Origin of the sequence: Rhizobium sp. F40D2, assembly GCF_051810745.2 — a bacterium.
In the GTDB taxonomy this organism is placed as follows: domain Bacteria; phylum Pseudomonadota; class Alphaproteobacteria; order Rhizobiales; family Rhizobiaceae; genus Rhizobium.
The window spans coordinates 84,861-105,900 of the sequence record NZ_JBPWQX020000005.1; the positions used below are offsets into that span (position 1 = coordinate 84,861).

Here is a 21,040-nt window from a genome sequence, read left to right on the forward strand (position 1 = left end):
TAGGTCATGTCTTAGATCCACATGAGGCGCTCAGGTGCAGCTAACCCTCACCATTGCGAATTGTTCCCGCAAAGGGTGTCGTGGCTCGTGCAACCACGCGGTGGCGCGGGTCCTTGAGAGGTGTAAAGCACGCTTTGCGCTTTGAAGTCCGACATAATCTGATGTTTAATCATTGCGACTGAGAAGAGTCATGCCGAGGGTTCAAATCGCGTTTGGCTCTGCCTTGGTGTGCTACCTGGAGGGCGGATTGTCCGAGGTCCTGATCTCGATGCCGTCTTGGCGCTCCCCAATCCAACGCTGAGACCGACTGCTCCGGCTCACGCTCTCCATCTGAAAATAACCCTCGTCGCCTGGCCACTTCCACCGGAAAGGGGCTGCCGACGAGGGGTAGCCGACGGGCCGTCATTCGAGTGGTTTCGGCCATCGAAACCGTCAGGCCCTCTTGTTCACGGCGAACAGGGTCGCGCAGACTTCGAACCGTCTGTACGGTATGGCACAGTGTATTGCTCAACGATTCTAGATGGTTAGGTTCGCAGCAGCAACGGGCGAAGGATGGCCGCATGTGGACGAAACATGGATGACGAGCAATTGAATTTTAGAAATGAGCTGTTGCGGGCTTTGGGCCCACAAGAGCGCGATCTGATCGTGCCTCATCTGGAGCCAATCACTCTCGATGTCCCCTTGATGCTTGAGATGGAGAATACGCCGGTCGGCGACATCTATATCCCCGAGTCTGGGCTTGCATCGATCGTGGCAAGATTTCCAGGCGGGCGCGATATCGAAGTGGGCATCGTCGGCCGGGAGGGAATGACAGGTGCCGCCGTGATGCTCGGCGGTGATCAATCCGCCAACCGGACATTCATGCAGATCTCAGGCCATGGCTTCAAATTGCCGGCACCCATCCTTTCCGCGGCCATGGAAGAAAGCCGCGCCTTGCGCAGCCTGCTTCTCGCCTATGTCCAGACGCTGCTTGCGCAAACGACGTCGACGGTGCTGGCCAATGGTCACGCCAAACTCGAAGAGCGGCTCGCGCGGTGGTTGTTGATGGTCCATGACCGGACGGACGGCATGACGATATCCCTGACGCACGAGTTTCTCGCCGTGATGCTGGGGGTCCGCCGCGCCGGAGTGACGGTTGCGTTGCATCTGCTGGAAGGCAAAGGTCTGATCAGGTCCACCCGAAGGCAGATCGTCATTCTTAACAGGCGCGGATTGATCGAAGAGGCGCATGGCTCCTACGGCGCGGCGGAGGAGGAATATCGACGGCTGATCGGCAGTCCACTTGGGCGCTGAGTGATCTTTTGATCAAGACTGGCGTGATCGGCGTTCAGCGGCGGCGCTTGCGGACAGATGCCAGGCGACCCACCGAAAGCAATTTGTTCTGGTCTGCCACTCCATGTCGGTAAAGGCTGATCAGCAAAGCCGCGATCTCCTGCGTCTCAGGCGCTCGCAGAGGCTTTCCCGTCTCGCGACATATGGTGTTCAAAATCGCCTGCAGATGACTGAGGTCAGCTGAATCAAGGGCCATCAAGTGAGCAGACTGAGAATCGAGCATAGTGCCTTTCCTCGAATAAAGGCTTCGAATTATGCAGCCATCATCATGAGGTCCGCACACATCAAGCGCAACGCTGCGTACGCAAGCGCACGGATCTAGTGATAATAACCCGAACCGGGTCCGAACAATGCGGCGACGATCGCGTTGATATCGCCAGGGCGATCGCTGAGGACAAAGCCGGCTGAGAGCGCTTCGGAACGATGCCCTTGCGCGAAGACGAAGGGTATTCGCCGCATCTCCAGCCATTCGTTCATTGTCAGCATCGCCTGGTCGGGGATGGTGACGTCGATGATCGCGGCGTCGTATGGCAAGGTTTCATCTGAGCTATGCATCGCGACCACATCGACGCTGCTGATGACGACCACAGCTCGGCGGGCGGCCCATGCCTCTTTGACGCCATCTGAGACAAAGCCCGGGCCTCCGATGATGACGATCGTCTTTCCAGCGACCGGACTGAGCGATTTCATAGCGGACGCCTGCAAAAGTCGGTTGGACCGTGATCATGCCGCCAAATGGCATTTCAGGCCGCTCTGGCAGGGCTGTGGGTATCATATTCAAGCTTGCCGTACCACGTTCATTTAATCCGCCGAACCCGATCGTGCCGCGTTGGTTCCCTGGCCGACGGCAAGGTGAAAGGGATCCGGACTCGTACGGTTCCGCACCAGCGGTTGAAATCGAAAATTTGGAATTTTAGGATCGCCTCATATGCTTGGGAGGAACACGATGACGCAGCACTCTGGAATTACGAAGCCGGCTCTGCAGCCTGGTGATATCGCCATGTTGCAGGCTGTTTTGCAGGGATGGTGTCAAGAGAAGTCATATGGCATTTCCAGTCCGGCGGCGCAGCATGTCGCGAGGGAACTTGTATCTTGGTTCGAGTGCGGCATTCGAGACCAGCGCAAACTCAGTGGCCTGATGCGATATATGCATATGGATTTCGACAGCGTATCGACCTCGACGAAAGCACCGCATTGCGAAACGCTGCGTCCTGCCGTCAATATTGGCTTAACCAGTGTGCTATGATGGACAGACTTCTCTATTTCAAGGCGATCGCCGCGGATCCGGCCGCGCTCGATGCCGTCGATCGGCAGATTGTCGTGGGGCAGATCGTTGATGAACTTCAAGAAATCTGCGATGGCGACGCTGCAGGCGGCGGTGCCGGCCGATACCCGGCGCTCATTCGTCTGCTTCAGACGATCCGCGCTTCAATGCTATCGATCGCCAGAGCCGACGACGAGTGTTGGCAGAGGATCGTTGATGAGCTCCTACAACTTCGCGCGACAATGGTCGATTTGAAGGGCGGCCAGAGCAGCAGGATTTCCCATTGAGGCGCCTAAAATAGTCGTGGACAGGACCCTCTTGATCGTCCTCCGCTATCTTCGAACCGAGACAGCAGGCGAAATATTTCTAAGGAACTGACTAGAAATTTATGGCATTGATTCCGCAGCGATGGGGCGGGCGATGCCACGATTTTATTTCAACATCGTTTCCGGCACAGGGACGATCGCCGACTTCGAAGGTACCGAGCTAGCGACGCTCGAGGACGCCAAGCATGAGGCTGTACGCGACGCCAGAGCGCTGATGAGCCAAGCGGTGCTTTCTGGGAAAGATATCTCAGCCAGGGAAATCCAGGTTTGTAACGAAGAGGGCGCTGTTCTATTGATCGTCCCTTTCACGGAAACGATCAGACCTTTCGAGTAACCGATCGCCGGACCGGCAGGCCAATTAGGCGTTCATATTCCCGCTCCGGTATGCCGTAACTGCCCGCGGCGATTTCTTCCAATTTTGCCCGATCGATGATCCTGACATTTCCGCGGGTGGCCCTGATCGCCTTTATCCCTTCGATAATATGCAGCTCGTTGGTGACCCCCGATCGGCGTACGCCAAGCATAAGCGACAGGAATTCATGGGTGAGGGGCAGATCGTTTCCGACCAGACGATCATGGCACATCAGCAACCAGCGAGCGAGCCGCTCATGCATATTGTAGCGCCCGTTGGCGAGAGCCGATTGAGACAGCTGTATGTCGCAGCAATGCACGTAATTGAGGAGCAGGTCGTTGACCGCCGGAAATTCAGCCGACACCCGCTTGAGGGTTTGGACGGCGACCAGCAGGCCGGAGCCGGCGACTTGAAGGAAGGTCCGGTTGGGCGTTGTATCGGTCTTCAGCACCACATGGGCCCCCACCATGCCCTCATATCCGACGTGCCCGACCTCGACAGCTTCGTCTTCGGCGCTGGTCGCCACCATCGACGCCAGACCCTCCTCGATGAAACAGACATGCGCATTCGGCTGATCGGATTCGACCAAGACATGCCTGGTCGGCAGGTGGACCGTTTCGGCATCTGCAGTGAGCAGGTCGAACGCATCGACGGGCAGAGCCTTCAGCAGCAAGTTACGAACGTTACGCTGGTCGGGTGCGGGCATGCACGTCTCCTTCGGGAGGGAGCCCGCGCTCATACCAGCAGCCGTCACGATCGTGGTAATGATCAGCTTATGCGTCAAAAAGGCTGGTATAGCCATATTCGGGAGGGGCTTTGTGCGGTTTTGACAATTCCAATATCAGGCGCCAAGCCGATCCAATTGCCGGTGAGATTATTATGGATTGCGTGGCAACCGGATCAAAAATCGCGCGCCCGGCCGTTGATCTTTGATCTCGATCTCGGCTTTCAGCTGCTGCACGAGACCGTGCACGACGCTCATCCCCAGGCTTTTGCCGTCGTTTTCAAAGGACGAAAAATTCCGGGCGGCAGGCCTTTCAGCCTTCTGCGATTTCGACGAGAATTTGGTCGTCGGCACTATGCGCCCTGACGATACCCCTGCCGGACATCAGGGAGGTGTGTTTGCAGGCGTTCGTCACCAACTCATTGACCAGAAGGGCGATCTAGATTGCGCTGGGACTGGTGAAGGCTTTGGCAGAGGTTGGACGGGAAATCCGCGAGATCCACCGTCGCGATATGCGGCTGGCGCCGCGACGCGGCGATAGATGGCCCGCCCACATTCGCGGCCGATGGACAAACGACTTGCAATGGGGTCTCTTGCGGCCCATACTTCGATCATCGTTGGCAGAATTCTTGGCGCCGACGGCTGGGAGACGATCCGCTCTTGCCACACAAGAGGGCAAGGCGATGCCTCCTTTCGAAAGCAAAAATCTCTTCCTGCTCCATTTGACGACGCCACAGCTTTTGGTTTTCGAGAGAATTCTCGAGCCGCTCGCTTTGCCGCGCGATTTCGAACTCGCCTCTATAGGGCTGCCGGTCAGCCACTATTATTTCCTGGAAAGCGGCATCGCCTCCATGGTGGCAACTTCGCCCGAAGGCAAGAAAGCCGAGATCGGCCTGGTCGGCAGAGACGGCGTATCGCCGCCGGCCCTGACGATGGAGGCGGAGGCATTTTCGTTTGACGTAATGATGCAGGTCGGCGGCGCGGGACGTCGCGTGGAAGCGCGCGCTCTGGCAGGGTTTCTGTTTGATCAGCCCGCCGTTCGGCAACTGCTAGCACGCTTTCTTCAAGGCTTCTTCGCACAGGTCGCCCACACTGCGCTTTCCAATGCCGTTCACAAGATCGACGTCCGATTGGCGAAGTGGATATTGATGTGCCATGACCGTATGGACGGCGAGGAGATCGAGCTGACGCATGAATATATGGCGACCATGCTCGGAGTGCGCCGCTCCAGCGTCACCGAAGCGCTGCACATCCTCGAAGGCGAGCACTTCATCTATTCTCACCGGGGGCTTGTTATCGTTCGCAATCGCACATCCTTGGAAGCGTTCGCAGCTGACGCCTACGATGTTCCGGGAGTATCAGGCCGCAGTTGGCCGGATTCCGGCCATCGCTCATTGGCTGCGGTTCAGTAGTTCATTGATATAAGATGTGGGCGCTATTGCAGCGTCAACCGGTCGGGCCGATCCTTCCATTCCTTGTATGGCAACAGCATCTGGCCGGGAAACCGCCTTTCGATCGCGTTCTCCGTCAGAACGATTTTTGCGAAGATCTCATCGGTCGGCGAAGCTCGATTCAATGCTTCACTCCGCTTCTCCAGATCAGCCATCAGTTCGAAAAGCTCGTCGTCCGTCATTGCCTCGAGAGCCAAGGCGAACTCACGCTCCGAGACAGCCGCAAAATTCATCACCATGCACCTCCTGCCGACGGCGCGTTTCTGGGCCTTAGCCAGAAAGCACTGATCGGCAATTGTTTGGGCGTCACTTTCCCGGCAGGTCCTTCTCGGTCGTCGCAGCACCTGGAAGCCTTTGCTGCGACTGCTCCCTGTCCGAGCCGCGCACCGGAGCCGCCGGCGCCCGGGCAATATAGACGCCCGCTCCTAGCGCGCCGATCGCAACGATGAACGCACCGGCTATGGCGAAGACAGACCGTCGCCCGTCCTGCTTGATCATTCCGAAAGCAAGGGCAATTCCGAGAAGCGCTGCTCCTCCTGCCACCGCAAACAGCCAGAGATAATTCATCAGCATAGGCTCCCAATGTCCGGCCGCCTAACCCTGAAGGGGAAAGAAAGGTTCCTGAAGCATTTCCGTTCTCTCCAAGTCATGGAAATCCTCCATCCCATCTTCGGCGCAATCTTATTTGTTAAGCTCCTCCGCCATCTGCAGATGGTGTTCAAGCGCAGGCCTCGTGCTTGCCGCCCAAGCTTTCAGCTCCGCATTGTCGCCGCCTTCGCCATAGCGCTTGAAGAGGTCGACCGCATCTTCGTGCGCGGATTCCTGATCGGAATGATATTGCTTGATGAAATCACTACCTTGAAGGCCCTTCAGCTTGTCGAGCATTTTCTGCTGGGCGCTGGTCATGGCGGCTGGCAGCTGCGCCTTAACCTTGCCGCCGGAAATCAGCGCCTTGAGCTCGCTGCTCGTTTTCTCATGGTCCGTCACCATCTGCTGGGCAAAGGTCTTGGTTGCCGCATCGCCACGCTCGAGTGCCAGCTTGCTGGATTCGATCTCGAACATGTCGCTGGTGGCGGCCTCCTTCACGAAGTCCGCCGTCTTCGGTGCAACGCCGATCAGCGAGTTGACTCCGGTCTTTTCCGCGGCTGATTGGGCCATAACGGGTCCAGCAAGCGAAACCGCGATGGAGGCGATGATGATTTTCTTCATGGTCTGGTCTCCTGGTTGGTGGCATCAGAACTTCAAAAGCGCCAAACTGTTCCCGGCCCGCTCAGCAATTGTCAGGCGCTCGCTGGCCTTATCAAACGCAAACGGCATGCCTGCCGTCGGGCGGCTGCACGAAGAGACCACGATGGCGCGGCGCTGCTTCGGCGAAACGCTCCGGCCATGCGCCGAAGCCTAACGAGGCAATCTCGCCGCGACTGGGTACCGTCCGGCTGAGAGCCCTCCGTCTGGCCGGGTGATGGCTTGAGCGATCCTGAACAGGAAGGCCGCGGCAAAGGGCAGTGATGCGGGAATCCACATCAACAGACCTGCGAGTTGCTGATCTTCAAGCGGGGATAGGCCATAGGCCGGAGCCGCCAGGAAGTGCGGACTGAACAGAGGATGGGATGCAAAAGTCAGGTACGCACCGAGCGCTGTCATCTGCAGAAGGGTTGCGGCGCAGACCACAAGTGCGCCGCCTGAAGGCCGTCGAGCATCGAGGATTTCCTTCCACAGCCACGCCGCCGACAGGAAAAGCGGGATTTCCATAATCCAATAGGGAATGCTCCCAGAGAGAGCCCAGGCGTAGGGTAGGGGCAAATGCCATAGCCAGAGCATCGTCGTGTGAAAGACGAATATGAAGATCGACGGCACTCGATCCAGGAGCATCGGATGGCTGAAGAGAAAGCGCCACGCGAGCGGCGCAACGAGCGAGATCAATACGATATGATGAACTGCCCTTGCCGAGAACAATGCTGAACTGAGCGCACAAAGCGGGGAAACGAAGGCGACGGTGAAAAGAGCGACGGCTGCAAACCACTGCCCGACCCGCTTGTCCCGACGCGCCGGGAGCCAAGTCAACGCAGCCGCAATGCCTACCGCAAGCAGGAGGTAGGGATCGAAATTCCAATCCGACATCAGCAGCTGAGGTGCCGGAGCGCTGCCACAATACGGATCAAGATTGAAGGCCATTTCATGCCCGCCATTGTCGATTCGCCGGCTAAACAAACCCAAGGCGGATTTGTTCCGGGCAAACGGATCCATCTCGCTTTCTGGAACAACTCCCTCGGATCACGGTTTGGTTGTCTTGAGTTTCAGGACAGGGACGAAAAGGAGTGGCAAGGCGACGCGTCCGCTTTGCGCTCGGGATCGAAAGGCGGACGGCGACATGAAAGCACTGACCTGGCATGGTAAACACGATATTCGATGCGAGAGCGTTCCCGATCCTCAAATCGAGGAAGGGCGCGACGCCATCATCAAGGTGACAGCCTGCGCGATCTGCGGCTCGGATCTCCATCTGTTCAACGGTGTGATGCCGGATATGCATAGCGGCGACATCATGGGCCACGAGACCATGGGCGAGGTCGTCGAAGTCGGCAATGACAATAAAAAGCTCAAGGTCGGTGACCGTGTCGTGGTGCCTTTCACCATCTCCTGCGGCGAATGCTTCTTCTGCCAGCGCGGCTTTTATTCCGGATGTGAACGCAGCAACCCCGATCCGTCGAAGGTCAAGAAGATGTGGGGGAATTCACCCGCGGGCCTGTTCGGCTATACGCATCTTCTTGGCGGCTTCAGTGGAGGTCAGGCGGAGTTCCTGCGCGTGCCTTATGCGGACGTCGGACCGATAAAGGTGCCGGACGGACTGACAGATGAGCAGGTGCTCTTTCTCTCCGACATCTTTCCGACGGGCTACATGGCGGCTGACTTCTGCAATATCCAGCCGGGGGACACGATTGCGATCTGGGGCTGCGGCCCTGTCGGACAGATGGCGATCAAGTCGGCCTTCATCCTCGGCGCCGAACGCGTTATCGCAATCGATACCGTGCCGGAGCGGCTTGCTCTTGCCGAAGCGTCGGGAGCAACCACTCTCGATTTCATGGACGAAGACATCTACGACAAGCTCATGGAGCTGACCAACGGGCGCGGCGCCGACGCGTGCATCGACGCGGTTGGCACCGAAGCCGATCCGTCGGCGAGCTGGGACTCAAGGCTTGACCGCATCAAGATCGCTACGTTCATGGGAACCGATCGCCCCCACGTTCTTCGCCAGGCAATCCATTGCTGCCGCAACTTCGGCACGGTGTCGATCGTTGGCGTCTATGGCGGGTTCCTCGATAAGATCCCGATGGGTTCGGCGATCAATCGCGGCCTGACGTTCCGAATGGCGCAGACGCCGGTGCAGCACTACCTGCCACTACTCATGGAACGCATCCAAAAGGGCGAAATCGATCCGTCGTTCATTATCACGCATCGTGCGACCCTCGCAGAAGGTCCTGAGCTCTACAAGACTTTCCGCGACAAGAAGGACGGCTGCATAAAGGTCGTTCTCAAGCCGTAGGGAAAGCCGCGGACGTCCTGGGATCACCGCCGGCATTGAAGAAAGGCCCGATCGATCATGCAGAAGAAATCAAACGACCCTATCGAAGACCGGAATAAGCTGCGCCCACCGGAGATGGAGCTCGAGCCGATCCGGTCCGAAGGTGGAGGTGAAGACCCCGGTGCAGTTGTCGGCAAGCGCGTTAAAGCGCGAGCCGGCCGTCCTTCGGAGAGATCGACGACGCGCCGCGCCCAGCCGGACAATGAAAGGGTAGAAGGATTGCCGGAAACAGACGCAGCAGACAACCTGGCGACGGCGCCACCCGTGATGAAGCGTGACTGAGCGTGATCCTCTTCGGCCTGATGGAAACGCAGGCGATCACGATCGCTCCAATCTTTTGGGGGATTAGCCGATCGCGCATGGGGCTGGCCCGGATGACACGGAACCTGTTCGTTTTTGGAACTTTAAAAAAAGGCTTTCCCCTTCATGAGCAGGGACTTTTCCGCGCCAGGTTTCTTGGAATTTTCCGGACGCGGGAATGTTATCCGATGCTGATTGCCGGCCCTTGGTTCGCTCCGATGATGTTCAATGAACCGGGCATTGGCTATCGCGTCGTCGGTGAACTTTACGAGCCCGGCGAGGATACGATAGCAAGTTTGGATCGGCTGGAATCGATCGGCATACCCGGCAACCTGCGCGTAGTGCTAGACGTGGAACCAGTCGCCGGCGGGCCAATATGTTCAGCACTGGCGTACATGAAATCGCGTCGGCTCGCCGAGCCTGTTCACTCGAATTATCTGCGAGTCTATGAGGACAGTCGGTTTATCCCATTCGATCGGAGAGACTGAGACGCCTGCAGCCTGGCGCCGTGTGGTTTCCCCAATGCCCGCTCAACATTCCACTTATTCCTCGGCGTCGGAATAGGTCTTGTATTGCAGCTTCTGGAGCGACGCATCGAGCTTCAGGATGAACCCTGTCGGCGGGTAATCGAGAGCGACTTCTCCGAAGGCCGCCAGGCTGGAGTTGACGAGGCGCGTACCAAACCCCTTGTTGTTCGGCGCCACCACCGCCGGGCCCCCGGCTTCTTGCCACCTGAAGTCCAGGCGCTTTTCGCCCACCGCGCCGCGCACAGACCACTCGATTTCAATCGTCCCGGTATCGACCGACAGCGCGCCGTACTTGTTGGCGTTGGTGACAAGTTCGTGCAGCACGAGGGAAAACGAAAGAGCCGCCTGGGGCCCCAGTTCAACCGCAGGACCGCGTGCTTCGAAACGTCGTGACGCCTCAAGCCCAAGATTGATCGCGGTCGCCTCGACGATTGTCGCCATGGTCGTGCCCAGCCAGTTTTGCTGCAGCAAAATGTCGTGCGCCTTCGAATAAGCATTGATGCGTGCCGCGATCGACTGCTCCGCATCCTCCATAGAGCTGGCGTTTCGGAAGGATTGGCTGGTGATAGCCTGAACGACGGCCAGCGTATTCTTCATGCGGTGAGAGAGTTCGTGCATCAGGACGCGCTGTCGCTCCTCATTCTCTCGCTGCTCGGTGCGATCTCTCAGAATCTTTACGAAGCCCTCGACCTCCCCGTTGTCCGACGTCAACGCCATCATCTGCCCGGATGCCCAGAACGATGAGCCGTCCTTGCGAACGTGCCAGCGCTCATCATTGCCATGACCTTCCGTTAAAGCGGCAGCCATTTCCCGCTGGAGAATCCCGGCCTGCCGGTCTTCCTCGGTGAAGATCATGGCCGCGGGCTGGCCGATAATCTCGGGCTCATCCCATCCGAGAATCCGGCGCGCGCCCTCGTTCCATGTGGTTATCAGCCCATCCAAGTCCGTGGAGATGATCGCATACTCGATCGCGCTTTGCAGGATGGCTTCGAGAAAGCGCTCCCGTGACCGGCTGGAATTGGAAAAGAGTTTCATGATCATATGTTGCGCCTGATCCTCCGGAGCTGCAAGGCCGATCGACCACATCCCGATTCTATAGCGGAGGCCGTCGTGTTGACCAAGATGCGGATGTGGCTCTTCGCCGGGCAGGTGTCGGATGAGTAAATCACGCACTCAAACGAGCGACCTTCTCGGAAACAAAGATACGCGAGCCGCGTTATCAGCCGACGTCTTAGTGAGCGTGAAAGCATGACAGGCCATTCGAGAGAAAAACTGCATGGGGATTTGCCTTCCGCATCTTCAAAAGCAGCCTCCGCCGATCGGAAAGAGCTGGCAGCGATCGCGTTTGAACGCACCAGGATGCCGATGGTCGTCACCGACGCGCGTAAATCCGATCAGCCGATCGTGCTTGCAAACAAGGCATTCCTCGCACTGACAAGTTATGAGGCCCATGAAGTGTTAGGCCGCAACTGTCGTTTCCTGCAGGGCCCTGCGACGTCTCCGATCGCCGTCGCCGAAATTCGTGCCGCCATCGCCGGCGAGCGTGAGGTCAGCGTAGAGATCCTCAATTATAAGAAGAGCGGGGAGCAGTTCTGGAACCGCTTGCATCTAAGTCCCATCCATGGGGATGACGGAAGGATACTGTATTTCTTTGGATCTCAGATCGATATGACGGAATATCGGCGGATCGAGGCACTGGAGGCCTCCGAGCACCGCCTGCTGATGGAAGTCGACCACCGATCCAAGAACGTCCTGGCGATCGTCGACAGCATCGTCCGACTGAGCAATGCCGATGACCCGGCCCTTTATGCCGCCGCTATACAACACCGCGTGCAGGCGCTCGCCCGGGCCCATACCTTGTTGCTGCACGGGGATGGACAAGCATTTCTCTTGAGGAACTCATTCGCCTACAAGTGACGCCGTTCGCAGCCACCCGCGCTATTTTCAGTGGGCCTGGCATCCGAACGCCTGCACCGGTCGTCCAGCCCCTTGCGCTCGTGCTCCATGAACTCGCTGTCAATGCGGCCCATCACGGTGCGCTTGCCGCGGCGCAAGGCAGGCTTACAATCAGTTGGAAGCCCCGACCGTCCGGGGCCGGCTTTAACATCCGCTGGCAGGAGGTGGGCGCTCCCACTCCACCTAGATCAGCCAAACGAGGTTTTGGCACGGTGATTGTCGGCGCAATGGTCGAAAAGCAGCTTAAAGGACGTCTTCAGAAAATCTGGTCGGATGAAGGGCTGCTTATCATTGAGATTCCATCGGCAGGCTCGACCTCCGTGTGACGGCGCCTTGTCAAAGGAAAGCGATGTCAAGAACCCGCCGTCGGGATCGAACGCTTGGCGTCGGCTATCGATGGGGTGCGCTCGCTCCAAGAGAAGCGGTTAGCCTGCAGCCTTATCATTGGCAGGTTGTGTGGTAGGAGCGGGTCATGACATCGCTGATCGATTTCGATTGTCGAAGCTGCGGAGCCTGCTGCTCCTTTTCGCCGAGCTGGCCCAGATTTTCCACCGAAACAGAAGCTGCTCTCGATTTGCTGCCGGCGCATTTCGTAGCCGCAAGAATGCGTTGCGACGGTGCCCGTTGTTCCGCTCTGTTCGGCCTGGTCGGTTCAGAGACATCCTGTCAAGTGTACGATCTTCGGCCTGACGTCTGCCGCGCCTGCGTCCCAGGCGATGGCGCTTGCTTGACCGCCCGCGAGTTCTTCGGGATCGGTCAGTCAAGTTTGCCGCCCGGTCACTTCGATGCGCGTTTGCCAGTCAACTGAGATGCCACCTCGACTCCGCGGGTTGGACACGGCGAGCTAAAAAGAGCCCGCCACCTCCAGTTCCATAAATATGCTTATGCGATCTGTTATAACATAACAACATAAGTTGACTTTTGTCATGAAGACACGGATGCTTTCGCCACTTGAAAAGGCTTGCCTCCGTTGGGTGTCGCAAGACAGGCCCCTCGCCGAGATCGCCATGCTGGAGGGTAAAAGCGTCCCCGAAATCGAGCTCTACCTGCAGCGTGCCCTCGTCGCGCTTGAGGCTAAGTCGATAAAACAGGCGCTTCAGAAAGCGAACCTGTCTGAGTCCGATTAATCTGAGCGGATCGCTGTCCGGCGGCCGCGGAGCACGCTTGAAGCCTCAGGTGGCAATCAAGCCTTGCAACGCTTTGCCGCGATATCGACGTGGCATCCAATGGAGCGGACATTGCCGCCGGTTTAGAAAACGGAGGCGATCGTTGCTGCTGGGGTGACACAGAGCGGCTGGATCAAGCACGAGAGCCGAGCGGAAATCCGAGTCCCCAGCGGAAGCAAGCCAATCCCGCTCTCTTTTGATGGCGTCCTGGCCCGGCTCCGGATCTTCCACGATCAACCCGTAAAGGGTCCGCTAGCAAGCTGCGGCCGCTATGGCTTTGCCGTCGCGGTGATCGCGCCCGGACCCAAGCCTTTTGAGGAGCCATCGAGCGGGAATTGGCCCGCTCCCGAATGGAGCCTCTCAAAATGTCGCACGACCTCTCGCTCGCACAGTCCCACGCCTTCCAGCTCTCCCGCGACCTGATGGTCCCGGTCACCGTCTTCGAAGTCGACGGCGAGTACGGCGTCCTGCCCTCTGACGAGATCGACGCCGACGACGATCTTGCGATCGTACACGAATTTTTCCCCTGGCCGGCGCATTGAGCCGGCCTTTGCTTTTGGCGTGCCGCTTGCGCGCTGCACGCCGCAAGGGAGGCTTCGCCGCGGCTGAGCTGGCATTGCATGATCCGACAATTGCCAGCCGCGCCCTTGCCGCCTTTGCTCTTCGCGGCTGGCCGAAAGGTGCCCGCGAAACGACGGGCAAGGAAAGGCAATGGAGGCCGATCGCCGGGCGATCGGAAACAAAATGAAGAGAGAGAGAGTAGAAGCGTTGCGCAGTCAAGTGAGCTGCGCAGCCGTTCTCGAACACGCGAGCTTCGCCATCGACATCAAGGAAAGCACCCGGCGGGCGATCAAGTTTCGCCGTGGCGGCGAAATCATCATCGTCACGCATGAGGGGCGCGGATGGTTCGATCCGCTCAGCGATGCGAAAGGCGACGTGTTCGGGCTTGTCGAGCACCTGGATCATGTCGGATTTCTCGAAGGCGCCGGGCGGGTCGCGGATCTCGTCGGTTTCGCGATCACGGAACCGGAGTGGCAGCCTGCGAGTGGTGGCGGTGGATACAACCCCTCTCTCCCTGAGCGTTGGCAGGCGCGCCGCAGCCCATGGCCCGGATCCTCGACATGGCGTTACCTCAATGGTGAGCGTTGCCTGCCGGCGTCTTTGCTCCACGCGGCGATCAAAGTGGAGCTTCTTCGGGAAGGCCCACATGGCAGCATGTGGGCAGCGCATACGGACGATGTCGGCGTTGTGACTGGCTGGGAGGCGCGAGGTCCACAATACCGAGGGTTCGCCTCTGGAGGGAACAAGGTTCTTTTCCGTCTCGGGCCGCCTACTGCGTTGCGCCTGGCCGTCACAGAAGCCGCGATCGATGCCATGAGTCTCGCGGCCATCGAGGCGTTGCGTGACGGCACGCTCTATCTCAGCACCGGCGGCGGATGGTCGCCGTCCACGCAAGCCGCGCTGAGGGAATTGGCCTCCAGACCTGACGCCCAGCTGGTCGCGGCGACCGACGCCAACTCTCAGGGCGATCTTTTTGCCGAGCGATTGCGGGCGCTCGCCGAACATGCCGGCTGCGACTGGACGCGGCTGCGGCCGCCCGAGGAGGACTGGAACGAGACCCTGAAGATCAGGGAGAAGGAAGAGAGAAAGGAAGCAGGCGTGCCGCATTCCCGCCGCCCGCGTCAAGGGAGGCTTCGCCCGGCTGAGCCGGCCCTTGACCCGGCCGGACACGATGCCGGCGGCTCGGAAGGGGTCATGAAGGATTGAAGGGGATGGCGAGGTCGAGATGACGGCGCCGCACTTCGGTCTGAAAACGCGCAAGGAGCCGCAGATGATCCCCTCTCCCGTCATCCGAAAGGTTTTTCAGGGCGTCGCAAGCCGCCAGCAGATGTTCCGCATGTTCGATCGCCACGCGCCGCGCCCAAACCGTTGGGATGGTGATGCCGCACCATTCTACGCAGACGAATGGTTCGAGATCGGCGAGACCGAGCATGATTACATGTTAGAGATCCTACCGCCATTGTGGATCCGAGGGTCCATGTTTGCGATGCGCGAATACATGACCGGCTCGGTGACATCAGTGTTCTTTGCGCTCAAGATCGACGCGGCCATTCGATATTTCCATGGCTATTGCGATCTTTCCGACAAGGCATCCGTCGAAACGATGCGCGTCGCCATCATCGAGCGCGAAAGCCGTCCGGTCCGGGCCATGACGCGGCAAGAGCGGCTTGAGCATATTTGGAGCACGACTGCCGACGATTACCGCGGCTATGCCGGAGACAAGTGGCCGCAGTCCGCTCGCGGCAAGCGCACCGTCGTGCTCTATGGCGGCAACGAGGGCACTTTCCTGAAGCTGCTCGAGGAACTCACCGACGGGGAGATCGCTGTGAAGCTGCCGGTGCATCTTCGCCACCTTCCCTCCCCGATCGCCGCGTGAGGAGGACGCCATGTTCACTTTTAGCGTGGTCGACGTCCGTGCGGTGATCGCGCGCGGACGCACCGACGCGGCAGCCAATGGCGGTTTCCGCAATCCTCACTATGGACTTCTCCCGGATAAGGACGAACGGCAAGGCCTGTGGATCGTCGGCGATGAAGGCGTCTATCTGCTTTCTAACGGAAAATTGGCAGAGGGCCAAAGGGCACTCGCGGTCTATGCCGACGAGTGCGATCCGAAGACCAATCCGGACTGCTGGCACTACAAGCGCCGGTATTTCGGGGGAGACGACGGCATCGTCTTCATCGACGCTGAGAGCCTGGAAGCCATGCTTTCCACAAACCCGGAAGCCACGCATCTGCGGGCGGAGTTTGCGACGGAAACAATGCAGCTCTCCGTAATCACACGCTCGTAGGTCGCGATCGCTGCCGCCGGACGAACCAGGTCGAAATTCCCACAACTCATTTTCATCCGCCTTCGCAGCCACGGGACCTGTCCCGGGAGCGATGGCGCACATCCTCGAAAAGGAGCTTTCATGTCCCACGATCCCTTCACCCTCGATATGTTCGGCAGCAGCGCATTGTCGTCCGGCTTCGGCCTGGGCGTCACCGCGTTTGGCGGTTTCGCCGCCAATGACGACGATCCCGATCCGCCGCCGTCCTCCCCCACGCCGGCATTGCCTCTGCCAGCTGCAAAGCGGCCGGCGACGCGGAGACAAGGCGAGCGAACCAACTTCTATCTCAACGACGGCGACGACCGCGGCTTGGCCGCGACCTGGAAGGAGCGGGCGAAGGCAAATCTTGCGGCCATCCTGACTGCCACCGAAATCGAAAAGCAGGATCGACCCGCCACCCGTGACGAGCAGGCGAGGTTGATCCGCTTCATCGGTTTTGGCGCATCGGAACTCGCAAACTGCATGTTCCGGCGTCTAGGCGAAGTCGACTTCCGGGAAGGCTGGGACGACCTCGGCAGTTCGCTGGAAAGCGCCGTCACCGATGCCGACTATGCTTCGCTCGCGCGCTGTACCCAGTATGCTCACTTCACCCCCGAGTTCATCGTCCGCGCAATCTGGGCGGCCCTTCAGCGTCTCGGCTGGCGTGGCGGACGTGTTCTGGAGCCAGGGATCGGCACGGGACTGTTTCCGGCGCTGATGCCAACAGCTCTCAGGGATACCAGCCATGTTACCGGAATCGAACTCGATCCGGTGACGGCACGGATTGCCCGGCTGCTTCAGCCGAAGGCGCGCGTCATCAACGCCGACTTCGCGCGCACCGATCTCAACGCGATCTATGATCTCGCCATCGGCAACCCGCCCTTCTCCGATCGCACGGTTCGGTCGGACCGGCAGTACCGTCCGCTCGGTCTCCGGCTGCACGACTACTTCATCGCACGGTCGATTGATCTCTTGAAGCCTGGCGCACTCGCCGCTTTCGTCACGAGTTCGGGCACGATGGACAAGGCGGACGCGACGGCCCGCGAGCATATCGCCAGATCCGCCGATCTGATCGCCGCCGTCCGCCTGCCCGAGGGCAGCTTCCGGGCAGATGCCGGCACGGACGTAGTGGTGGACATCCTGTTCTTCCGCAAGCGCCGGATCGCCGAGCCGGAGGGCGAGCTGTCGTGGCTCGATCTGGAGGAGGTGCGCCCGGCCACATCCGACGACGGTGCAATCCGAGTGAACCGCTGGTTCGCGCGGCGCCCGCATCTCGTGCTCGGCGAGCACGCCCTAACGTCTGGCCCGTTCGGCGAGACCTATACGTGCCGGCCACGCGCCGGTGAAGATCTCGAAACGGCACTGAAGGCCGTGATCGCTCTTCTTCCGGAGGATCTGTATGACGGCGAGCCGACGCAGATCGACATCGATCTGGAGGAGGAACTGGGCGAGATCGTCGATCTCCGCTCCGGCAACGACAAGGTCCGCGAGGGCAGCTTCTTCATCAATAACCGCCACGGCCTCATGCAAATGATCGACGGAGTGCCGCTCGCGGTTTCGGTGCGGAAAGGCCGGTCAGGCGACGGCCTGCCCGAAAAGCATGTCCGGATCATCAAGAAGCTGATTCCGATCCGCGACGCCGTGCGCGAGGTTCTCAAAGCGCAGGAGCTGGACCGACCGTGGCGGGATCTGCAGGTTCGGCTGCGCATCGCCTGGTCGAGTTTTGTGCGCGACTTCGGGCCGATCAACCATACGACGGTTTCGATCTCGGACTTTGAGGAAAGCGGCGAGGTCCGCGAAACCCATCGCCGGTCCAATCTCCAGCCGTTCCTGGACGACCCGGATTGCTGGCTGGTGGCCTCGATCGAGGACTATGACCTCGAAACCGATACGGCAAAGCCCGGTCTGATTTTCTCCGAGCGGGTGATCTCCCCTCCTGCACCACCCGTCATAACCTCAGCGGCCGATGCGCTCGCCGTCGTTCTCAACGAGCGTGGCCGCGTCGATCCCGAGCATATTGCCGAGCTGCTGCATCGCGATCCCGGCGCTGTGATCGGCGAGCTCGGGGACGCCATCTTCCGCGATCCCGCCGACGGGTCATGGCAGACCTCTGACGCCTTTCTCTCTGGCCCGGTCCGCACGAAGCTCACGGTCGCCGAAGCGGCGGCGGCGCTCGATCCGTTATATGAGCGCAATGTCCGAGCGCTGCAGGGCGTCCAGCCCGCAGACCTCCGGCCGTCGGATATCACCGCCCGTCTCGGCGCGCCCTGGATCCCGGCTGCCGATATCGTCGCCTTCGTCAAGGAGACGATGGATGCTGACATCCGAATCCACCACATGCCGGAGCTCGGGTCTTGGACCGTCGAGGCACGGCAGCTTGGCTACAACGCCGCTGGAACCTCCGAATGGGGCACAAGCCGCCATCACGCCGGCGAACTGCTGGCCGACGCGCTGAACAGCCGGGTTCCGCAGATCTTCGACGTGTATAGGGATGTTGGGGGTGAACGTCGCGTTCTGAATGTCGTCGATACCGAAGCAGCCCGCGACAAGCTCCAGAAGGTCAAAGAGGCATTTCAGGGCTGGGTTTGGACCGATCCTGATCGGACCGACCGGCTGGCGCGAGTCTACAATGACCGGTTTAACAACATCGCGCCGCGAAAGTTCGACGGCTCCCACCTGCAATTGCCCGGCGCCAGTGGTGCCTTCCAGCTTTACGCGCACCAGAAGCGTGGAATCTGGAGGATCATCTCCTCCGGCTCGACCTATCTCGCTCATGCCGTCGGTGCCGGCAAGACGATGACCATGGCGGCCGCCATCATGGAACAGCGCCGTCTCGGCCTGATCGCCAAGGCAATGCTGGTCGTGCCCGGCCATTGCCTCGCGCAGGCGGCGCGCGAATTCCTCGCCCTCTATCCGAACGCTCGTATCCTCGTCGCCGACGAGACGAATTTTTCAAGGACAAACGGGCACGTTTCCTGTCCCGAGCCGCCACGGCCACATGGGATGCGATCATCATCACCCATTCCGCCTTCCGGTTCATCGCCGTGCCGTCGGCGTTCGAGAGCCAAATGGTCCATGACGAGCTGGAGCTCTACGAGGATCTTCTGACCAAGGTGGACAGCGAGGATCGGGTGTCGCGTAAGCGGCTCGAGCGCCTGAAGGAAGGTTTGCAAGAGCGGCTGGAAGCGCTCTCAACCCGCAAGGACGACCTTCTCACGATCTCGGAAATCGGCGTCGATCAGATCATCGTCGATGAGGCGCAGGAATTCCGCAAACTCTCTTTTGCGACCAATATGTCGACACTGAAAGGCATCGACCCCAACGGATCGCAGCGGGCCTGGGACCTCTATGTCAAGTCCCGCTATATCGAGACCAAGAATCCCGGCCGCGCGCTCGTGCTGGCCTCCGGCACGCCAATCACCAACACGCTCGGTGAGATGTTCTCGATCCAGCGACTGCTCGGCCACGAGGCGCTCCGCGAACGCGGGCTTCACGAATTCGACGCCTGGGCCTCGACCTTTGGTGACACGACGACCGAACTCGAAATCCAGCCATCCGGCAAATACAAGCCGGTCAGCCGGTTTGCGAGCTTTGTCAACGTGCCGGAGCTGATCGCCATGTTCCGCAGTTTTGCCGATGTGGTGATGCCGGCGGACCTGAAACAATATGTGAAGGTTCCGGACCTCTCGACCGGTCGGCGGCAAATTCTCACGGCCAAGCCGACGCCGGCCTTCAAACTCTATCAGCAGATCCTCGACAGACGCATCAAGGCAATCGAGATGCGGGAGGGGCCAGCCCAGCCCGGTGACGATATCCTACTGTCCGTCATCACCGACGGCCGCCACGCGGCGATCGACCTGCGCCTGGTCATTCCGGCAAACGATAATGAGCCAGACAACAAGCTCAATCTCCTCATCGATAACGCCTTTCGCATCTGGACGGAAACGAGCGAAAACGCCTATGTCCGTCGGGACGGCAAGCCCTACGAGCTTCCGGGCGCCGCGCAGATGATCTTCTCCGATCTCGGCACCATCAATGTCGAGAAGACGCGAGGCTTCAGCGCCTATCGCTGGATTCGTGACGAATTGATCCGCATGGGCGTGCCCGCTTCGGAAATCGCCTACATACAAGACTTCAAGAAGACCGACGCCAAGCAGCGACTGTTCGGTGACGTCCGATCGGGCAAGGTTCGCTTCCTGATCGGCTCGTCTGAGACCATGGGCACTGGCGTCAACGCCCAGCTCAGGTTGAAGGCGCTGCATCACCTTGATGTGCCGTGGCTGCCGTCACAGATCGAGCAGCGCGAGGGCCGCATCGTCCGGCAGGGCAATCAGCACGATGTCGTCGACATCTTCGCCTACGCCACGCAAGGGTCACTTGATGCCTCCATGTGGCAGAACAACGAGCGCAAGGCCCGCTTCATCGCTGCCGCTCTTTCCGGCGATACATCGATCCGCAGGCTGGACGATCTCGGCGAAGGCCAGGCCAACCAGTTCGCCATGGCCAAGGCGATTGCCTCGGGCGACGAGCGCCTGATGCAGAAGGCTGGTCTCGAAGCCGATATCGCTCGTCTCGAGCGGTTACGCGCCGCGCATGATGATGACCTGTTCGCAGTGCGCCGGCAGGTCCGGGACGCCGAACGCGACATTGAGGTGTCGACCCGGCGCATCGGCGACATCGGCAAGGATATCCAACGGCTGGTTCCGACTGCGGGAGATGCCTTCACGATGACCGTCACGGCCGTTTCATACGACGAGCGAAAGGAAGCCGGCCGCGCGCTGATGAAGGAAATCCTTACCCTCGTCCAGCTTCAACAGGAGGGTGAGATCGTCATCGCTTCCATTGGTGGCTTCGATCTCGTCTATGATGGCGAGCGGTTCGGCAGGTCTGACGGCTATCGCTACACGACCATGCTTCAGCGCACGGGCGCGGATTACGAGATCGATCTCGCTGTCACGGTGACGCCGCTCGGCGCGGTCTCCCGCCTTGAGCACGCGCTCGACGACTTCGACGGGGAGCGGGAACGCTATCGCCAGCGGCTGGAGGAGGCGCGCAGACGTCTTGCCTCATACCAAACCCGTGAGTGTGGCGAATTCGCGTTTGCCGGGGAACTGGGCGAAAAGCGTCGCCAGCTCCGGGACGTTGAGGCGGAACTCGCAGCCGAGGCGCGCGAGGCAGGTACCTCTGCCAGGTAA

At 59.8% G+C, this 21,040-nt stretch carries 23 protein-coding genes and 2 pseudogenes; 18 read left to right on the top strand and 7 right to left on the bottom strand.

Annotated features, from left to right (window positions below; all coding sequences use genetic code 11):
- The first annotated feature begins 573 nt into the window (after window positions 1-573).
- Window positions 574-1,293, top strand: a complete 720-nt coding sequence (locus tag ACS4RS_RS33280) for a Crp/Fnr family transcriptional regulator (RefSeq protein ID WP_162115701.1) — start codon at window positions 574-576, stop codon at window positions 1,291-1,293.
- Between the two features lie 357 nt (window positions 1,294-1,650).
- On the opposite strand, the gene ACS4RS_RS33285 is transcribed toward ACS4RS_RS33280, so the two are convergent.
- Entirely contained in the window at window positions 1,651-2,022 is a 372-nt protein-coding gene (locus ACS4RS_RS33285) for a hypothetical protein (RefSeq protein ID WP_439013748.1), read from the bottom strand.
- A gap of 256 nt (window positions 2,023-2,278) precedes the next feature.
- Between ACS4RS_RS33285 and ACS4RS_RS33290 the strand changes: the two genes are divergently transcribed.
- The 3 genes from ACS4RS_RS33290 (at window position 2,279) to ACS4RS_RS33300 (ending at window position 3,256) form a co-directional block, all read left to right on the top strand.
- A complete protein-coding gene (locus ACS4RS_RS33290) occupies window positions 2,279-2,578 on the top strand; it encodes a hypothetical protein (RefSeq protein ID WP_162115699.1) in 300 nt (99 codons plus the stop codon).
- A complete protein-coding gene (locus tag ACS4RS_RS33295) occupies window positions 2,527-2,883 on the top strand; it encodes a hypothetical protein (protein ID WP_439013747.1) in 357 nt (118 codons plus the stop codon). The genes ACS4RS_RS33290 and ACS4RS_RS33295 overlap by 52 nt, the downstream gene beginning before the upstream one ends.
- A gap of 133 nt (window positions 2,884-3,016) precedes the next feature.
- The gene (locus tag ACS4RS_RS33300; RefSeq protein ID WP_168724661.1) at window positions 3,017-3,256 is read left to right on the top strand and encodes a DUF6894 family protein; all 240 of its coding nucleotides are present in this window, start codon (window positions 3,017-3,019) and stop codon (window positions 3,254-3,256) included.
- On the opposite strand, the gene ACS4RS_RS33305 is transcribed toward ACS4RS_RS33300, so the two are convergent.
- Window positions 3,240-3,980, bottom strand: coding sequence for a helix-turn-helix domain-containing protein (locus ACS4RS_RS33305; protein ID WP_439013746.1), 741 nt, complete (start codon window positions 3,978-3,980; stop codon window positions 3,240-3,242). The genes ACS4RS_RS33300 and ACS4RS_RS33305 overlap by 17 nt on opposite strands.
- A 69-nt stretch (window positions 3,981-4,049) precedes the next feature.
- Here ACS4RS_RS33305 and ACS4RS_RS33310 point away from each other — a divergent pair, with 69 nt between their 5' ends.
- Window positions 4,050-4,364 carry a hypothetical protein gene (locus tag ACS4RS_RS33310; RefSeq protein WP_439013745.1) on the top strand — a complete coding sequence of 105 codons (315 nt, stop codon included), beginning with the start codon at window positions 4,050-4,052 and terminating at the stop codon, window positions 4,362-4,364.
- A 317-nt stretch (window positions 4,365-4,681) separates the two neighbouring features.
- A complete protein-coding gene (locus ACS4RS_RS33315) occupies window positions 4,682-5,410 on the top strand; it encodes a Crp/Fnr family transcriptional regulator (protein WP_162115696.1) in 729 nt (242 codons plus the stop codon).
- A 23-nt stretch (window positions 5,411-5,433) separates the two neighbouring features.
- Here ACS4RS_RS33315 and ACS4RS_RS33320 read toward each other — a convergent pair whose 3' ends face one another.
- The 3 genes from ACS4RS_RS33320 to ACS4RS_RS33330 form a co-directional block, all read right to left on the bottom strand.
- Window positions 5,434-5,688: a hypothetical protein gene (locus ACS4RS_RS33320; RefSeq protein WP_017967270.1), complete on the bottom strand. Its 255-nt coding sequence runs from the start codon at window positions 5,686-5,688 to the stop codon at window positions 5,434-5,436.
- A 67-nt stretch (window positions 5,689-5,755) separates the two neighbouring features.
- Window positions 5,756-6,016, bottom strand: coding sequence for a hypothetical protein (locus ACS4RS_RS33325; protein WP_026154469.1), 261 nt, complete (start codon window positions 6,014-6,016; stop codon window positions 5,756-5,758).
- Between the two features lie 114 nt (window positions 6,017-6,130).
- The gene (locus tag ACS4RS_RS33330) at window positions 6,131-6,658 is read right to left on the bottom strand and encodes a DUF4142 domain-containing protein (RefSeq protein ID WP_017967272.1); all 528 of its coding nucleotides are present in this window, start codon (window positions 6,656-6,658) and stop codon (window positions 6,131-6,133) included.
- On the opposite strand from ACS4RS_RS33330, the gene ACS4RS_RS33335 reads away from it, so the two are divergent.
- The gene (locus ACS4RS_RS33335; RefSeq protein WP_449314143.1) at window positions 6,642-6,851 is read left to right on the top strand and encodes a hypothetical protein; all 210 of its coding nucleotides are present in this window, start codon (window positions 6,642-6,644) and stop codon (window positions 6,849-6,851) included. The genes ACS4RS_RS33330 and ACS4RS_RS33335 overlap by 17 nt on opposite strands.
- Here ACS4RS_RS33335 and ACS4RS_RS33340 read toward each other — a convergent pair.
- Window positions 6,848-7,696, bottom strand: coding sequence for a cytochrome c oxidase assembly protein (locus ACS4RS_RS33340; protein WP_449314144.1), 849 nt, complete (start codon window positions 7,694-7,696; stop codon window positions 6,848-6,850). The genes ACS4RS_RS33335 and ACS4RS_RS33340 overlap by 4 nt on opposite strands.
- Before the next feature lie 124 nt (window positions 7,697-7,820).
- Here ACS4RS_RS33340 and ACS4RS_RS33345 point away from each other — a divergent pair, with 124 nt between their 5' ends.
- Genes ACS4RS_RS33345 through ACS4RS_RS33355 form a run of 3 tightly spaced genes read left to right on the top strand, consistent with a single transcriptional unit; the run spans window position 7,821 to window position 9,817 of the window.
- Window positions 7,821-8,990: an alcohol dehydrogenase catalytic domain-containing protein gene (locus ACS4RS_RS33345; RefSeq protein WP_439013806.1), complete on the top strand. Its 1,170-nt coding sequence runs from the start codon at window positions 7,821-7,823 to the stop codon at window positions 8,988-8,990.
- 57 nt (window positions 8,991-9,047) lie between these two features.
- On the top strand, window positions 9,048-9,311 hold the full coding sequence (locus tag ACS4RS_RS33350) for a hypothetical protein (RefSeq protein ID WP_017967276.1): 264 nt from the start codon (window positions 9,048-9,050) through the stop codon (window positions 9,309-9,311).
- A gap of 2 nt (window positions 9,312-9,313) precedes the next feature.
- On the top strand, window positions 9,314-9,817 hold the full coding sequence (locus ACS4RS_RS33355) for a gamma-glutamylcyclotransferase family protein (protein ID WP_315854840.1): 504 nt from the start codon (window positions 9,314-9,316) through the stop codon (window positions 9,815-9,817).
- A 54-nt stretch (window positions 9,818-9,871) separates the two neighbouring features.
- Here the strand turns inward: ACS4RS_RS33355 and ACS4RS_RS33360 are convergent, their stop codons facing one another.
- Window positions 9,872-10,897 carry a sensor histidine kinase gene (locus ACS4RS_RS33360; protein WP_017967278.1) on the bottom strand — a complete coding sequence of 342 codons (1,026 nt, stop codon included), beginning with the start codon at window positions 10,895-10,897 and terminating at the stop codon, window positions 9,872-9,874.
- 207 nt (window positions 10,898-11,104) lie between these two features.
- On the opposite strand from ACS4RS_RS33360, the pseudogene lov reads away from it, so the two are divergent.
- The 8 genes and pseudogenes from lov to ACS4RS_RS33400 all read left to right on the top strand — a co-directional run bounded on the left by lov (window position 11,105) and on the right by ACS4RS_RS33400 (window position 21,040).
- Window positions 11,105-12,138, top strand: a pseudogene (lov, locus tag ACS4RS_RS33365) (blue-light-activated histidine kinase).
- Between the two features lie 146 nt (window positions 12,139-12,284).
- Complete coding sequence (locus ACS4RS_RS33370) at window positions 12,285-12,620, top strand: YkgJ family cysteine cluster protein (protein WP_439013743.1); 336 nt, start codon at window positions 12,285-12,287, stop codon at window positions 12,618-12,620.
- A 130-nt stretch (window positions 12,621-12,750) separates the two neighbouring features.
- The gene (locus ACS4RS_RS33375; RefSeq protein WP_260690608.1) at window positions 12,751-12,939 is read left to right on the top strand and encodes a LuxR family transcriptional regulator; all 189 of its coding nucleotides are present in this window, start codon (window positions 12,751-12,753) and stop codon (window positions 12,937-12,939) included.
- Between the two features lie 404 nt (window positions 12,940-13,343).
- On the top strand, window positions 13,344-13,520 hold the full coding sequence (locus ACS4RS_RS33380; RefSeq protein WP_165505568.1) for a hypothetical protein: 177 nt from the start codon (window positions 13,344-13,346) through the stop codon (window positions 13,518-13,520).
- A gap of 169 nt (window positions 13,521-13,689) precedes the next feature.
- Window positions 13,690-14,745 (top strand): DUF3991 and toprim domain-containing protein, encoded by a 1,056-nt coding sequence (locus ACS4RS_RS33385; RefSeq protein WP_449314145.1) that lies wholly within the window; start codon window positions 13,690-13,692, stop codon window positions 14,743-14,745.
- Between the two features lie 64 nt (window positions 14,746-14,809).
- Window positions 14,810-15,415 (top strand): DUF1419 domain-containing protein, encoded by a 606-nt coding sequence (locus ACS4RS_RS33390; protein WP_439013805.1) that lies wholly within the window; start codon window positions 14,810-14,812, stop codon window positions 15,413-15,415.
- Between the two features lie 10 nt (window positions 15,416-15,425).
- Window positions 15,426-15,827: a DUF3085 domain-containing protein gene (locus ACS4RS_RS33395; RefSeq protein ID WP_439013741.1), complete on the top strand. Its 402-nt coding sequence runs from the start codon at window positions 15,426-15,428 to the stop codon at window positions 15,825-15,827.
- Window positions 15,828-15,947: 120 nt separating this feature from the next.
- Window positions 15,948-21,040 (top strand): annotated as a pseudogene (locus ACS4RS_RS33400) (DEAD/DEAH box helicase family protein).